This is a genomic window from Pseudomonas asiatica (assembly GCF_040214835.1).
Classification (GTDB): Bacteria; Pseudomonadota; Gammaproteobacteria; order Pseudomonadales; family Pseudomonadaceae; genus Aquipseudomonas; species Aquipseudomonas putida_Z.
The window spans coordinates 1684159-1699816 of the sequence record NZ_CP157874.1 but is presented as its reverse complement, the minus strand read 5'-3'; the positions used below and the strand labels follow the sequence as shown (position 1 = coordinate 1699816).

Below are 15658 nucleotides of genomic sequence, written 5' to 3'. Positions count from 1 at the left end.
CGCAAGACCGCTCCCACAGGTATCGCGCCGCTCTCAGGGTTGACGCAGGACCTGTGGGAGCGGGTTCACCCGCGAACACCGGCGCAGCTGGTGCCATGCAAACCCACGCCCACAGACGACTCACGCGACCGGGTTGGCATGCTTCACCCGCCCCCCCGCCCCCGGCCGATCGACGAACAGCACATCCAGCACACTGTTACGCAACCCCTTCAACGCATTCCAGTTCGCCGACGCATGCACATACCTGTCGCGCAACAAACGCAGCTCATCCTCGGTCAACCCAGGCTGCTCACTCTCACCCAAGGCAAACCCGTGCAACTTGCGGCTGATGCCCAGCAACTCCTCCGGCAACCGATGCTCAGCCTGCCCGCCCAACGGCGCAAACGGCACACCCGCCCGCACCGCCAACTCACGCATGATGCTCAGGTACACCCGGGAAAGCTGCCCCGCCACTTCCCGCTCGCGGTACACCGCCGCATAAACCTGCTTTTGCGCCTCGCTAGGCAGGCCACCGGCAATCGGCTCCTCCCAGGCCAGCACACGCGGCCTGGGCGCGCCCATTTCACCAAACGACGACGCCAGCAACGCACTGACTGTTGCGTGCACACGCGTGTGCTCGACGCGCATTCTCAGCGGCACCCGCTGAGAATGCGGTTTGCACAGCAGCACCTGCTCCTGCGTGGTATCCGGGTAACCACCGCCAATGTTCGAGTGCACGCCTGGCAACACGATGTCATGGCCGCTGCGCACCAGCGGGAAGTTGTGCCGCTGCTCGTCCCCCGCCACCAGCTGCACCATTTGCCGGGCAATGCCCGCACCCAGGCCCAGGCGCAAGCCACCATGGCGGTCGTCGGCGGGGTCGAAGTCGCCCTGTAGCGGCGCGATGATCGCCGCCACCGTGTCGAACAGGCCGATGAAATTGATGACGATGCCGCAGGACACCGCCAACAGACTGTCGCCGCCATCATGCAGCAGGTTGGCCAGATGCCGCACCGCCGCCGCGCCCCGGCTGAAACCGAACAGGTCGAACTCGACCCGCTCGAGCCTTGCCTGCGGATGCGCCTCGCCCCAGTCCCGCAACTGCCCGGCAATCCCCGCCAAGGCCTCGGCGACCCGCGCCTCGGCCCCCCAACGCCCACACCCGGTGGCCGAGGCATAGGCATGATCCGCCTCCCCCGCCAGGGTGCCCACGCCCTCGACATAGCGCTTCAGAAACGCCATGGTCCCGTCAGCATTGGCCCCCTGCACCGGATACAGCGCATGCAACAGGGCCACGTTGCTCAAGGCATTGGCATAACTGCCCCCTTTACCCACCGGTGAATCCACCGGCATCACATTGTTCAGGTTGTTACCGGTGCCATCGAAGAACACGCCAAAACGCAGAGTGACCGGCATGATGCGTGCAGTGCTACAGCTGTTCAGGCCCATTGTCCTGCCTCCTGCTTGTACAAAAAGCACAAGCAGGCGCCAGCACACCGCCGCGGAACATCAGCCAATGGCCAGCCATATGCAGGACATTTCCGGACCTGCATGGCCCCGGGCAAGGATAAATTTCCCTGCCGCCATTGGTCGCCACCCCCCCGGATGGATTAAAGTATCACCCCTTGCCAGGGCAGCTGCTTCCAGCCGCCTGCGGCCCCATACCAGGAACCGTCACCGATGGAACACCGTGAAGCGCTGATCGCGCTGCGCACCTTTCTTTCTTCCCAGATCCTAGGCCAGGAGAAACTGGTCGAGCGGCTGTTGATCGTGCTCCTGGCCGACGGCCACATGCTGGTCGAAGGCGCGCCGGGCCTGGCCAAGACCAAGGCCATCAAAGAGCTCGCCGAAGGCATCGAGGCGCAGTTCCATCGCATTCAGTTCACCCCCGACCTGCTCCCGGCCGACATCACCGGCACCGAAATCTACCGCCCGGAAACCGGCAGCTTCGTGTTCCAGCAGGGGCCGATCTTCCACAACCTGGTGCTGGCCGACGAAATCAACCGCGCCCCGGCCAAGGTGCAGTCCGCACTGCTCGAAGCCATGGCTGAACGCCAGGTCAGCGTGGGGCGCAGCACCTACGACCTGTCGCCGCTGTTCCTGGTGATGGCAACGCAGAACCCGATCGAGCAGGAAGGCACCTACCCGCTGCCCGAAGCCCAGCTCGACCGCTTCCTGATGCACGTGAAAATCGGCTTCCCCGACGCTGCGGTAGAGCGGCGCATCCTGTTGCAGGCCCGTGGTGAAGCCCTGGGTGGCGAGACCAAGCCAGAGCGCCGGGTCAGCCAGCAGGCGATCTTCGCCGCCCGCAAGGAAATCCTCGGCCTGTACATGGCCGACGCGGTGGAGGAATACCTGGTGCAACTGGTGATGGCCACCCGCACCCCAGCCAAGTTCGACGCCGAACTGGCCGACTGGATCGCCTACGGCGCCAGCCCGCGTGGTTCCATTTCGCTGGACCGCTGCGCGCGCGCCCACGCCTGGCTGGCCGGGCGCGATTTCGTCAGCCCCGAAGACATCCAGGCGGTGCTGTTCGACGTACTGCGCCACCGCATCATCCTCTCGTTCGAGGCCGAGGCGGCAGGGATCGACCAGGACCGCGTGGTCCAGCGCATCCTCGACGTCGTCGCCGTTGCCTGAGCCCATGCCCACCGCGTCGCTGGCCGAACCCGGCATCCGCATCGGCCTTGCCGAGCTGATCGACATGCGCCACCGCGTGCGCGAAATCCAGCTGTTTTCCCGGCCCGGCCAACGCAGCCCGCTGGTGGGCCTGCACCACTCCAAGCTTCGCGGGCGCGGCGTGGACTTCGACCAGGTGCGCGTTTACCAGGCCGGCGACGATGTGCGCAACATCGACTGGCGGGTCACCGCGCGTACCCAGGAACCGCACACCAAGCTGTTCCACGAAGAGCGCGAACGGCCCATCTTCATCCTTGTCGAGCAGAGCCAACGGCTGTTCTTCGGCTCGGGGCTGATGTTCAAGTCGGTGCTGGCCGCCCAGGCCGCCGCGCTGTTCGGCTGGGCCGCGCTGGGCCACAACGACCGCATCGGCGGGTTGGTGTTCGGCGACAACGAACACCACGAAATCAAGCCCCGGCGCAGCAAGCAGAGCCTGCTGCAACTGCTCAACCGCCTGGCCAAGGTCAACCAGGCGCTGCACACCGAGGCCACGCCCGGGGCCGACAGCCTGGGCCTGGCCCTGCGCCGCGCCCGCGAAGTGCTGCGCCCCGGCAGCCTGGCCATCGTGATCTGCGATGAGCGCTCGCTCACTGCCCAGGTGGAGCAGCACCTGGCCATGCTCTCGCGCCATTGCGACCTGCTGCTGATGCCGGTGTCCGACCCGCTCGACCACGCCCTGCCCGCCGCCGGCCTGCTGCGCTTCGCCCAGCGCAGCGCGCAGCTGGAGCTCGACACCCTGGACGCCAACCTGCGCCAGGCCTACCGCCAGCAGGCCGAAGCGCGCATCGAGCGCTGGGAGCTGATGGCGCAAAAGCTGCGCGTGCTGCTGATGCCACTGAGCACCCAAAGCGAAATGATCGAGCAACTGCGCGAGTACCTGAACGCCCAGCGGCCACGGAGCGCGTCATGAAGAGCAGCGGCCAATGAACCCGCTTGACCAACTGCAGCCGCTGATCGCCCCCGCGCCGATCGGCCTGTGGCCACCGGCACCCGGCTGGTGGCTGCTGCTGGCCGTGCTGCCGCTGCTGGCCTGGGGCCTGTGGCGGGTGCGCCACTGGCGCCCGGGCAAACGCCGCATCGTGCGTGCCGAACAACCCTTGGACCCGGTGCGCGTGGAAGCGCTGGCCGAACTGGCGCGCCTGCCGCGCCCCTACGACGGCGCCCCGGCCGGGGCCTGGCTGCAACAGATCAACGCCCTGCTCAAGCGCCTGTGCCGCAGCCACTACCCGGGCGCCAACAGCCACACCCTCAACGGCCGCCAGTGGCTGGCGTTTCTCGACAACCGCTGCCCGGCCGCCGGCCTGACCCGCTGGATGGTACTGGTCGAAGGCGCCTACAAACCCGAGTGCAAGCTCGACGACAAGGCCATCGCCGGGCTCAGCCAAGCCGTCGAAACCTGGATTCGCAAGCATGTTTGAACTGGCCTGGCCGTGGGTCTTCGCCCTGTTGCCGCTGCCGTGGCTGGCGCGCCTGGTGCTGCCGGCCGCCGACAGCGGCGAACCGGTGCTCAAGGTGGGCTTTCTCGACGAACTGGAAGGCCTGGCCGGGCGCCGCGCGCGGCTCAACCTGCCGACCTGGCGCCAGCAGGCGCCCTTTGTCGTCATCTGGCTGTTGCTGCTGTGCGCCGCCGCCCGCCCGCAATGGTTGGGCGAGCCGGTGCCAGTGGCTGCCAGCGGCCGCGACCTGCTGGTGGCGGTGGATGTGTCCGGGTCGATGGACTTCCCCGACATGCAGTGGCAGAACGAAGAAATCAGCCGCCTCGACCTGGTCAAGGCGCTGCTCGGCGACTTTCTGCAGGACCGCGAAGGCGACCGCGTCGGCCTGATCCTGTTCGGCAGCCAGGCCTACCTGCAGGCGCCGCTCACTTTCGACCGGCGCACCGTGCGCACCTTCCTCGACGAAGCGCAGATCGGCATCGCCGGCAAGAACACCGCCATTGGCGATGCCATTGGCCTGGCGGTCAAGCGCCTGCGTCAACGCCCGGCACAAAGCCGGGTGCTGGTGCTGATCACCGACGGCGCCAACAACGGCGGGCAGATCCACCCGCTGACCGCCGCCCGCCTGGCCGCCCAGGAAGGCGTGCGCATCTACACCATCGGCATCGGTGCCAACCCCGAAGCCAGTGGCACCCCTGGCCTGCTCGGCCTGAACCCGAGCCTGGACCTGGACGAAGCCTCGCTCAAGGAAATTGCCGACATCACCCACGGCACCTACTTCCGCGCCCATGACGGCGCCGAACTGGACGCCATCGGCGACACCCTCGACCAGCTCGAACCGGTGGCCCAGCAACCGACCCAGGCGCGCACGGCCAAGGCCCTGTATGCCTGGCCCCTGGCCCTGGCCTTGCTGCTGAGCGTGCTGCTGGTGCTGGCCGTGCAATGGCCCGACAACCTGCTGCACCGCCTGCTGCGCAAGCCGCGCTTCCTGCAACCGCACCCGGAATGGCGCCAGCGCCTGAAGCGCCTGCGCCTGAGGAGGCGGCGATGATCGAACTGTGGCCCGAATGGTTGCGCCCGCTCTGGCTGCTGGCCGTGCCCCTGCTCGCCTGGCTGCTGTACAAACTATGGCACCGGCGCAAGCGCGCCGGGCGCTGGCAGATGATTCTGCCGCCGGCGTTCCATGGCGTCCTGCTCGGCGGTGGCAGCGGCAGCACCAGCAAGCTGCCGTGGGTGGCGCTGGGCCTGGCCTGGGTGCTGGTGATCCTGGCGCTGCTCGGGCCCAGTTGGCAGCGCGTGGAAGAAAGCCGCCAGCGCCCGGCCGACCCGCTGGTGATCCTGCTCGAACTGACCCCGCAGATGCTCGCCGAGGACAGCCCGCCCAACCGCCTGGAGCAGGCGCGGCGCAAGATCCTCGACCTGCTGGAGCACCGCCGCGACAGCCAGACTGCGCTGGTGGTCTACGCTGGCTCCGCGCACACCCTGGTGCCACTGTCCGATGACCTGGCCACCAGCCGCAACCTGCTCGAGGCGATCGACCCGTCGATCATGCCCAAACCCGGCCAGCGCGCCGACCTGGCCGTGCAAAAAGGCCTGGCCCTGCTGGCCCAGAGCGGCCTGGGCCAGGGCCGCCTGCTGCTGGTCGGCTCGTCGCTCAGCGCCCCGGAGCGCCAAGGCATCGCCCAGGCCCTCGGCCGCCAGGGCCCGAGCCTGCTGATGCTGGGCATCGGCAGCCGCGAAGGCGCACCGGTGCGCCAGGCCAATGGCGAATACCTCAAGGACGACCAGGGCGGCATCCTGTTGCCACGCCTGGACAGCGCCAGCCTCAAGGGCTTCATCAACGGCACCGGCGGGCGCTACCGGCATGCCCGCATCGACGACCTCGACCTGCGTGGCCTGGGCCTGTTCGACAACCCGCGCGCCGGGCGCAATGACGGCCAGACCCTGCAACTGGACAGCTGGGCCGATCAGGGTTACTGGCTGCTGCTGCCGCTGTTGCTGCTGGCCGCCTGTGCCGGCCGACGCGGCTGGCTGTTCTGCCTGCCGCTGCTGCTGGCCCTGCCCCAGCCCAGCCAGGCCTTCGAGTTCAGTGACCTGTGGCTGCGCCCCGACCAGCAAGGCCAGCGCCTGCTGGAGCAGAACCGCCCGGCCAGCGCCGCGCGCCAGTTCCAGGACCCGCAATGGCGCGGCATGGCCCTGTACCAGGCGGGCGACTATGCTGGCGCCGCCGAAGCCTTTTCCCAAGGCGACACTGCCGCCGCCCACTACAATCGAGGCAATGCCCTGGCCCATAGCGGTGAACTGGAAGCAGCCCTGGACGCCTACGAACAAGCCCTGGAACGCCAGCCCGACCTGCAAGCGGCGCTGGACAACCAGGCACTGGTGCAGCAACTGCTGCAACAGCGCGAAGCCAAGGCCGAGGAACAACCAGCCAGCAGCGATGCCCAAGGCACGCCCGGCAGCGAAACCGAAGGCAACAGCAGCTCGGCCAGCAGCCCGGCCCAGGGTACGGCCGGCAACGACGAACAAGCCAGCGCCGAACAGCCCGGTGAAGGCAGCAGCAACAGCCAGGTAGCGCCCGGCAACCAGGCGGGCGCGGATGACAGCGTCATCCAGCCGCCGCAGCGTCCGGTATCGACCAGCCTCGATGCCGAACAGCGCCAGGCCCTTGAACAATGGCTGCGGGAGATCCCCGACAACCCGGCGGAGCTGCTGCGGCGCAAATTCTGGTATGAACAGCAATTGCATCAGGAAACCCCACGATGAGTCGCTTCGGCGTCTTTCTCCTCAGTCTGCTGTGGGCCGTGCTGGCCCAGGCCGAACCGTTGCTGCGCGCCAGCGTCGACCGTACCCGCCTGGAAGCCGGCGAAAGCCTGGAGCTGACCCTGGAAAGCCAGGACGTCACCCAGTTCGGCAAGCCCGACCTGCGCGCGCTGGAGGGTGACTTCGAAGTGCGCGGCACGCGCCAGCTGAACAGCCTGCACAGCCTCGACGGCGAAACCCGCGCCAGCACCCGCTGGATCATCACCCTGCTGCCGCGGCGCAGCGGCAGCCTGCGCATCCCCGAACTGCAACTGGGCCAGTCGCACAGCCAGGCCATCGAACTGCAAGTGCTGCAGGCCGATGCCAGCCGCCAGGACAGTGCCTCGCAGGTGTTCATCGAAGCCACGCTCGACAGCAGCGAGGTCTACGTCCAGGCCCAGGCCGTGCTCACCCTGCGCATCTACCATTCGGTGGCACTGTACGACGACAGCAGCCTCAGCCCACTGCAACTGGAGAACGCCAAAGTCGAACCGCTGGGTGAATCGCGCACCTATGAAAAGGAAATCAACGGCGTCCGCCACGGCGTGATCGAAACCCGCTATGCCGTGTATGCCCAGCAAAGCGGCACCCTCGACATCCCGCCACTGACCTTCACCGCCACCGCCGCCGCCAGCCCGGACCAAGCCCCACAAGCCAACGGCACGGCCCGGGCCGGCCACCAGGTGCAGGTCAGCTCGCTGCCATTGCGCCTGGCCGTGCGGCCGATTCCCGCGGCCTGGCCTGCTGGCGTGCCATGGCTACCGGCCCGCAGCCTGACCCTGGAAGAGCACTGGAACCCCGACCCTGGCAACCAGCAGGTGCAGATTGGCGACTCGCTGACCCGCAACATCACCTTGCGTGCCGAAGGCTTGTCCAGCACCCAGTTGCCGCCGCTGCCAGCCACCGAAATCACCGGCCTGCGCCGTTACCCCGACCAGCCGTTGCTGCGCAATGAAATCAGCGAGCGCGGCATGACCGCCAACCGCGAAGAGCGCGAAGCCCTGGTGCCGACCCACAGCGGTACGCTGGCCCTGCCGGCGCTGGAAGTGGCCTGGTGGAACACCCGCGAAGACCACCTGGAACACAGCAGCCTGCCGGCGCGCACGCTGAACGTGCAGGACAACCCGGCGCTGAGCGCCGACACCCCGGTTGGCGACAACAGCAGTGCCAGCAGCTTGCTGTGGCCGTGGCAGCTGGCCACCCTGGTGTTCGCCCTCACCACCTTGCTGGGCTTTGCCCTGTGGTGGCGCGCCCGCTCGCAGCCAGCGGTGCTGCGCGCCGCGCAGGCCGGGCCGAGCCCGCGTACCTTGCTGGATGATCTCAAGCGCGCGTGCCAGGCCAACGACCCACAGGCAACCCGCCAGGCGCTGGACGCCTGGGCCCGCCAGCAGCCGGAGACCCTGGCCGAGATGGCGGCGCGGTTCGTACCGTTGTCGGATGCACTGGATGGGTTGAACGGGGCGCTGTATAGCGAGAGCGGGCAGTATTGGCAGGGTGAGGATTTGTGGCGGGCGATCGGTACGATTCCGCCGGCTGAGCAGGTATTGCTGCCGACCGGCGAGAACGGCAGCCTGCCGCCGCTCTATCCCAAGTGATGTGCTGCCTGTGCAGGCCTCTTCGCGGGTAAACCCGCTCCCACAGTGACCGCGTACGCCAAGAACCTTGCGCAGTACCTGTGGGAGCGGGTTCACCCGCGAACACCGGCGTAGCCGGTGCCACCGTAAGATATTTCTGAACCTGCAACCCAATGCTTCAGAATCAACCCGCTTAGGAATTATCCTACGCGCGCTGCCGAACTATCGCTGTTGTCGGGGAAACACCTCACGGATAACGTTTCCGGGTCGCTTCGGTGACCGGGTGTGAGAACCCGACGATAAGCAAATTTCCGCCAGCTTTCATGGCGGCCGCGCGCGGGCAGACTTCAGTCTGGCCGAGTTTTCCTTTGCTTCCTCGGTTTCTCACCCCGCGCACGGCTGCCACCTAAACCCGTGAGAAGGTTGCGGTGGTGGCATTCTCTGATCAAGCAAAGGGTTTGAATCATGAAAAAGATCGTCCCCGATCCACCCGTAAAACTAACGGCCCGCCCCTTCTACACCATCAACCAGGACACACCCTCGGTTGACGCCCTGATCCACACCCTCCAGCTGATGGCCGGCATCGAAGACTCGCTGGACGAATACATCTGCGCCAATGCCGGCGAGCCCGGCATCAACATGCTGGTCAACGCGGTGCATCACGTACAGATGACCAAGGCCCTGGCCGAGTTGCTGTTGCACCGGCAAACCGGGGATATCACCCTGCACTGACTACACAGCCCCAAGACAAGCGCAGCCCCTGTAGGAGCGGCCTTGTGTCGCGAAAGGGGCGCAAAGCGCCCCCAGGATCTTCGCATCACCGCAAAATCGCCGGGGCCGCCTTGCGGCCCTTTCGCGACACAAGGCCGCTCCTACAGAAAGCGTGATCGCATCAAGGCTGCCAGGTGTTCGCCGACACACTTTCAGGCGAGCACCTGTTAGCCCCATGCTTGGGTTACCATACCGCCCTTTCCCCGCTTGCTCGACTCGACACCAACAGGTCATCCATGCGTCTGTTTCATACCTCCGACTGGCACCTGGGCCAAAGCCTGCACGGCCAGGAACGCGACTTCGAACACGCCTGCTTCCTCGACTGGCTGCTCGGCCAGCTGCGCCTGCGCCAGCCGGATGCGCTGCTGATCGCCGGCGATATCTTCGACACGGTCAACCCGCCGGTCAAAGCCCAGGAACGTCTCTACGACTTCATCGTCCAGGCCCACGAGCAACAGCCGAAGCTGGACATTGTGATGATCGCCGGCAACCACGACTCCGGCTCGCGCATCGAGCTGCCCGCGGCGCTGATGCGCCGCCTGCGCACCCATGCCCTGGGCCGTGTGCACTGGCTGGACGAGGGCCAGCTGGACGCCGAGCGCCTGCTGATTCCGCTGACCAACGGCCGTGGCAAGGTCGCCGCCTGGTGCCTGGCCTTGCCCTTCCTGCGCCCGGCCGAGGTGACCGGCCCGCAATTGGGCGACGACTACCTGCAAGGCATCACCCAGGTGCACCAGCAGCTGATCGCCGCCGCGCAAAAGAAGCGCAAGAAGGACCAGGCGCTGATCGCCATCAGCCACGCGCACATGGCCGGTGGCGCGGTGTCGGAGGACTCCGAGCGCAGCCTGATCATCGGCAACGCCGAGGCGCTGCCAGCCAAGCTTTTCGACAAGGCCATCAGCTACGTCGCCCTGGGCCACCTGCACAAGCCGCAGAAGGTCAACCGCGAAGAACGCATCCGCTACAGCGGCTCGCCGATCCCGCTGTCGTTCGCTGAAATCAACTACCCGCACCAGGTGCTGGAAGTGGAGCTGGACGGCACCGGCCTGGTCAGCGTCGAACCGCGCCCGGTACCGCGCGCCGTGGCCCTGCAACGGGTCGGCCCGGCACCACTGGGCGAACTGCTGGAGCAGTTGGCCGACCTGCCAGTGATCGACCTGCTCGAAGACCCCAACCGCCAGCCCTGGCTGGAGGTGCGAGTGATACTGGATGAGCCGCAACCCGACCTGCGCCAGCAGATCGAAACCGCACTGGAAGGCAAGGCCGTGCGCTTGATCCGCATCAGCGCCGAATACGCCGGCCGCAACAATGCCGAAGACGATGACCTGGCCTTTGTCGAACTGGCCCAGATGACCCCGCAGGACCTGTTCAGTCGCGCCTGGGAGCAAGCCTATGGCAACCCCGCCGACGAACAGGCGCTGGCCGACTTCGCCCTGCTGTTGCAGGACGTGCAGCAGGAAGAGGAACAGCCATGAAGATTCTTGCCATCCGCCTGAAGAACCTGGCATCCCTGGCCGGCCCGGTCGATATCGATTTCACCGCCGAACCGCTGGCCAGCGCCGGCCTGTTCGCCATCACCGGGCCTACCGGGGCGGGCAAGAGTACCCTGCTCGACGCCCTGTGCCTGGCGTTGTTCGGCACCGTACCACGGCTGAACGACATTGGCCGCGAGGCCAAGGTGCCGGATGCAGACGGTGAAATCCCTACCTCCGACCCGCGCAACCTGCTGCGCCGCGGCACCGGCAGCGGCTTTGCCGAAGTCGATTTCGTCGGCATCGATGGCCGCCGCTACCGCGCCCGCTGGGAAGCCAACCGCGCCCGCGACAAGGCCAACGGCAAGCTGCAGCACAGCCGCCAGAGCTTCTATGACCTGGACAGCGAGCAGGTACTGGGCAGCGGCAAGAACGAATACAAACAACTGGTCGAAGCCCGCCTGGGCCTGAACTTCGAACAGTTCACCCGCGCGGTGATGCTGGCCCAGAGCGAATTCGGCGCCTTCCTCAAGGCCGACGACAAAGAACGCAGCGAGCTGCTGGAAAAGCTCACCAACACCGCCATCTACACCCGCCTGGGCCAGCGGGCCTTCAGCAAGGCACGCGAAGCCGGCGAGGCCCACAATGCCCTGAAGGACCGTGCCAGCCACCTGCTGCCGATGGCCGCCGAAGCCCGCGCCGAGCTCGACCAGCGCCTGGAACAGGCGCAGCAGCAGTTCAAGGCCGACCAGGCCGGCGAGCGCCAGCTGGAGCAGCAACGCAACTGGCTGAACGAGCAGCGCCAACTGCAGGCCCAGCACGCCGAAGCCGGCACCGCGCTGCAGGCCGCCGAGCAGGGCTGGCAACAACTGGCTGAGCAGCGCCTGGACCTTGTGCGCCTGGAGCGCCTGGCCCCGCAGCGTCACCAGTTCCACCGCCAGCAGACACTGACCGCGCAACTGGCACCGCTGGCAGCGAAGATCGCCGAACAACAGCAGCAGCAAGCCGAGCTGCAAGTGCGCACCAGCGAGCTTGAGCAGGCGCTGGACGCCGCGCGTCAGGCGCTTGCCGATAGCCAGGCCCAACACAGCGAGAACGCCCCTCGCCTGCGCCAGGCCTTCGCCGCCCAGGACAACCTGGCCCGTCTGGAGCAGGAGCTGGCAGCACAGCGCAGCGCCGGCCAGCAGGCCGAGCAGCAGGTCGCCGAAGGCCAGCAGCACCTGCAGCAGCTGGAAGACAACCAGCAGCGCAGCCTGCAGCAACTGGCGCAGATCGACACCGCGCTCGCCGACAGCCAGCACCTGGCGGGCCTGGCCAATGCCTGGCACGCCTACCTGCCGCAACTGAAGCAAGTGATGCTGATCGGGGGCCGCCTGGCCAAGGGCCGTGAAGAGCTGCCCGGCCTGCAGGCCCAGGCCAGCCAGGCCAATGCGCACTTGCAGGCCGAGCGCGATGCCTTCGAGCTGCTGTTCCGCGAAGCCAAGGCCGAACCCCAGGCCCTGGCAGAACAGATCGACCTGCTGGGTGGCATGCTGCAGGACAACCGCAAGCAGCAGCGCGCCGTGGAAGAGCTGTCACGCCTGCATGGCCGTGAACTGGAACTGCGCCAGCAGCTGGAGGCCGTGCGCGTGCGTCAGCAGCAGGCCATGCAGCAGCGCCAGCAACTGATTACCGAAGGCACCGCCGCCAAGGCCGAGCTGGAAGCCGCCGAGCAAGCGCTCAACCTCACCCGCCAGTTGCTGGAACGCCAGCGCCTGGCACGCAACACCAGCGTCGAAGAGTTGCGCGGCCAGTTGCGTGACGGCGAACCCTGCCCGGTGTGCGGCAGCGCCGAGCACCCGTTCCACCAGCCTGAAGCGCTGCTGCAAAGCCTGGGTCGCCATGACCAGGCCGAAGAAGATGCCGCGCAGAAGCAGGTCGAAACCCTCAACAGCAAGCTGGTGGAGCTGCGCACCCAGCTGGGCGTGGTCAACGCCCAGCTCAAGGACTTCCAGCAGCAACAGCAGCAACTGGACGAACAGCTGCAACCGCTGGTGGCCCAGGTGCAGGCGCACAGCCTGTGGCCGGCCCTGGCCCCGCAGGACGACAAGGCCCGCAGTGCCTGGCTCGACAGCCAGCTGCGGCGCCTGGACGAAGAAATCGGCCAGGACGAGAAACGCCAGAGCGCCCTGCTCGCCCTGCAAAAAGATGCAGCCCGTCTCAACCAGCAACTGCAGGCCGCCCAGCAGGCGCAACAGCAAGCCCAGCGCCACCTGGAGCAACAGCACCAGGCCCTGGCCAGCGACGAGCAGCAGTTGCAGCAAGGCCTCGCGGACCTTGCCGGCGTATTGCCCGAAGAGGCCCTCAAGGCCTTGAACGACGACCCGGCCAATGCCTTCCTCGCCCTGGACCAGCAGATCGCCCAACGCCTGCAGCAACTGGAGCAGCGCAAGGACGAACAGGAAGAACAGCGAGCCCGCCAGGCCCAGCTGGACAAGCTGCGCGACCAGCAGCAGGCACGCGTGCAGACCCAGCAGCAGCTGCAGCAGAAACTTGCCGCCCTCGACGAGCAGCGCCAACAGGCCCAGGCTTCGCTTGGCGAACTGCTTGGCGGGCATGCAAGCGCCGAGATCTGGCAACAGCACATGGACGCCTCGCTGGAGCAGGCCCGCGCCCTCGACACCGACACTGCCCAGCGCCTGCAGGAGTTGCGTACCCAAGGCGTGCAACTGGCCAGCGAACTCAAGGCCAACACCCAGCAGCAGCAGGCGCTGGACGCCGAGTGCCAGCAGTTGCAGGGCCAGATCGCCCAGTGGCGCGCAGAACACCCGGAACTGGACGACGCCGGCCTGGATCGCCTGCTGGGCATGGAGGATGCGCAGGTCAATGAGCTGCGCCAGCGCCTGCAAGGCGCCGAAAAGGCCATCGAACAGGGCCGCGTGCTGCTGCAGGAACGTGAACAACGCCTGCAGCAACATGCCGCGCAAATGACCGTGGACACCTCGGCCGACGCCTTGGAACAGGCCCTGACCGAACTGCGCGAACGCCTGGCCGGCCATGAGCAGCAATGCGCCGAACTGCGTGCACAGCAGGCCGATGACCAGCGTCGCCAACAGGCGCACCAGGCGCTGGCGGCGGAAATCGAACAGGCCCACCAGCAGTGGCAACGCTGGGCTCGCTTGAACGCCCTGATCGGTTCGGCCTCGGGCGATGTGTTCCGCAAGATCGCCCAGGGCTACAACCTCGACCTTTTGCTGCACCACGCCAACGCCCAACTGCGCCAGCTGGCCCGCCGCTACCGCCTCAAGCGCGGCGGCAGCGCCCTCGGCCTGCTGGTGCTGGACACCGAGATGGGTGACGAACTGCGTTCGGTGCACTCGCTGTCTGGCGGGGAAACTTTTTTGGTGTCGCTGGCCCTTGCCCTGGGCCTGGCCTCGATGGCCTCCAGCACGCTGCGCATCGAATCGCTGTTCATCGACGAAGGCTTCGGCAGCCTCGACCCCGAGTCGCTGCAACTGGCAATGGATGCACTCGACGGCTTGCAGGCCCAGGGCCGCAAGGTGGCGGTGATTTCCCACGTGCAGGAAATGCACGAACGCATCCCGGTACAGATCCAGGTACGCCGCCAAGGCAATGGCCTGAGTGACGTGGAGGTGTGCGGGTGATCCTCTACTCGTTCCGCCGCTGCCCCTGGGCCATGCGCGCGCGCCTGGCCCTGCGCTATGCGGGGTGCGAGGTGGAGATTCGCGAGGTAGCGATGAAGAACAAGCCGGCAGAACTGCTGGCCTTGTCACCCAAGGGCACGGTGCCGGTACTGGATACCGGTGCCGGGGTGCTCGAAGAAAGCCTGGACATCATGCGCTGGGCGCTGGAGCAAAACGACCCACAGGACTGGCGGCTGCAGGCCGACCCTGTGGCGGCGCAGCAGGCTGAAACCCTGATTGCGCGCAACGACAGCACGTTCAAGGCGCAGGTGAACCTGTACAAGTATGCCGAGCGCTACCCCGAGCATACCCGCGAGCATTACCGCCAGCAGGCCGAGGCCTGGCTGGCGGAGCTCGAAGGCCTGCTGGCAGGCAGGCCCTACTTGCTGGCCACGCACCCGAGCATTGCCGATGCCGCGTTGCTGCCCTTGATGCGCCAGTTTGCCGGGGTCGAACCGCAGTGGTTCGCCGAGGCGGCTTATCCGCGGGTGCGGAGCTGGCTGGAGGGGTGGTTGGCTTCGGAGCTGTTCAGGTCAGTCATGGCCAAATGAACAACTATCAGCATTGCACAGTCACCTGTGGGAGCGGCCTTGTGTCGCGAAAGGGCCGCACAGCGGCCCCGTCAATCCTGGGGTAAACCGCCGAAATCCTGGGGGCGCTTCGCGCCCCTTTCGCGACACAAGGCCGCTCCCACAGGATCCGTGTCAGGCTTGAGTCAGTGGTTGTGCTTGCCACTCAATGCCGCATTGCCGATGCCGCGTTGCTGCCCCTGATGCGCCAGTTTGCCGGGGTCGAACCGCAGTGGTTCGCCGAGGCGGCTTATCCGCGGGTGCGGAGCTGGCTGGAGGGGTGGTTGGCTTCGGAGCTGTTCAAGGCCGTAATGGCCAAATGAACCCTGTTTCCTGTACTGGCCCTATCGCCGGCAAGCCAGCTCCCACAGGTACGGCGCTGGACCTGAGGCCTGCTCAACCCCTGTGGGAGCTGGCTTGCCGGCGATAGGGCCAGTACAGGATTCAGTGGGTGTGCTTGCCACTCAATGCCGCATGGAAGTTGGCGCTCTGGCGCAGGTACTGTTCGGTGTAGCTATGGGTAGCAGACGCCTTGCCGCTGCTGTCGGCATGGGCATGCGTCGGCAATACGACCGAAGCGGAAATGGCGGATGCGGCAATGACCGGGAAGAGATTGAAGTTCATCTGGGCTGACCTCGACGGCGGTGGTTTGACGTTGGCCTGTTTGGGCCTTGGGTCAAACTTACGCCGCCG

At 66.8% G+C, this 15658-nt stretch carries 12 protein-coding genes and 1 pseudogene; 11 read left to right on the top strand and 2 right to left on the bottom strand.

Translation table 11 applies throughout. The features are described from left to right. Positions 1–120 precede the first annotated feature (120 nt). Positions 121–1428 carry a DUF2235 domain-containing protein gene (locus ABNP31_RS07765; protein WP_350013163.1) on the bottom strand — a complete coding sequence of 436 codons (1308 nt, stop codon included), beginning with the start codon at positions 1426–1428 and terminating at the stop codon, positions 121–123. Positions 1429–1659: 231 nt separating this feature from the next. Here ABNP31_RS07765 and ABNP31_RS07760 point away from each other — a divergent pair, with 231 nt between their 5' ends. From ABNP31_RS07760 to ABNP31_RS07710, 11 genes and pseudogenes are all read left to right on the top strand, one after another. Then, positions 1660–2619, top strand: a complete 960-nt coding sequence (locus ABNP31_RS07760) for an AAA family ATPase (protein ID WP_013971644.1) — start codon at positions 1660–1662, stop codon at positions 2617–2619. Between the two features lie 4 nt (positions 2620–2623). Next, positions 2624–3568 carry a DUF58 domain-containing protein gene (locus tag ABNP31_RS07755; protein ID WP_041506176.1) on the top strand — a complete coding sequence of 315 codons (945 nt, stop codon included), beginning with the start codon at positions 2624–2626 and terminating at the stop codon, positions 3566–3568. 13 nt (positions 3569–3581) lie between these two features. Next, complete coding sequence (locus tag ABNP31_RS07750; protein ID WP_015269461.1) at positions 3582–4076, top strand: DUF4381 domain-containing protein; 495 nt, start codon at positions 3582–3584, stop codon at positions 4074–4076. Continuing rightward, positions 4069–5145 (top strand): vWA domain-containing protein, encoded by a 1077-nt coding sequence (locus ABNP31_RS07745; RefSeq protein ID WP_015269460.1) that lies wholly within the window; start codon positions 4069–4071, stop codon positions 5143–5145. The genes ABNP31_RS07750 and ABNP31_RS07745 overlap by 8 nt, the downstream gene beginning before the upstream one ends. Continuing rightward, the gene (locus ABNP31_RS07740) at positions 5142–6860 is read left to right on the top strand and encodes a vWA domain-containing protein (RefSeq protein ID WP_085664957.1); all 1719 of its coding nucleotides are present in this window, start codon (positions 5142–5144) and stop codon (positions 6858–6860) included. The genes ABNP31_RS07745 and ABNP31_RS07740 overlap by 4 nt, the downstream gene beginning before the upstream one ends. Beyond that, positions 6857–8491: a BatD family protein gene (locus tag ABNP31_RS07735; protein ID WP_025338267.1), complete on the top strand. Its 1635-nt coding sequence runs from the start codon at positions 6857–6859 to the stop codon at positions 8489–8491. The genes ABNP31_RS07740 and ABNP31_RS07735 overlap by 4 nt, the downstream gene beginning before the upstream one ends. Before the next feature lie 444 nt (positions 8492–8935). After that, on the top strand, positions 8936–9202 hold the full coding sequence (locus ABNP31_RS07730) for a hypothetical protein (RefSeq protein WP_085664955.1): 267 nt from the start codon (positions 8936–8938) through the stop codon (positions 9200–9202). Between the two features lie 275 nt (positions 9203–9477). After that, positions 9478–10716: an exonuclease SbcCD subunit D C-terminal domain-containing protein gene (locus tag ABNP31_RS07725; protein WP_063913831.1), complete on the top strand. Its 1239-nt coding sequence runs from the start codon at positions 9478–9480 to the stop codon at positions 10714–10716. Further along, positions 10713–14357, top strand: coding sequence for an AAA family ATPase (locus tag ABNP31_RS07720; protein ID WP_350013162.1), 3645 nt, complete (start codon positions 10713–10715; stop codon positions 14355–14357). The genes ABNP31_RS07725 and ABNP31_RS07720 overlap by 4 nt, the downstream gene beginning before the upstream one ends. Further along, positions 14354–14947, top strand: a complete 594-nt coding sequence (locus ABNP31_RS07715) for a glutathione S-transferase (protein ID WP_350013161.1) — start codon at positions 14354–14356, stop codon at positions 14945–14947. The genes ABNP31_RS07720 and ABNP31_RS07715 overlap by 4 nt, the downstream gene beginning before the upstream one ends. 194 nt (positions 14948–15141) lie before the next feature. Continuing rightward, positions 15142–15288, top strand: a pseudogene (locus tag ABNP31_RS07710) (glutathione S-transferase); the annotation flags it as partial. A gap of 121 nt (positions 15289–15409) precedes the next feature. Here the strand turns inward: ABNP31_RS07710 and ABNP31_RS07705 are convergent. After that, on the bottom strand, positions 15410–15589 hold the full coding sequence (locus tag ABNP31_RS07705; protein WP_085705870.1) for a hypothetical protein: 180 nt from the start codon (positions 15587–15589) through the stop codon (positions 15410–15412). Positions 15590–15658 lie beyond the last annotated feature (69 nt).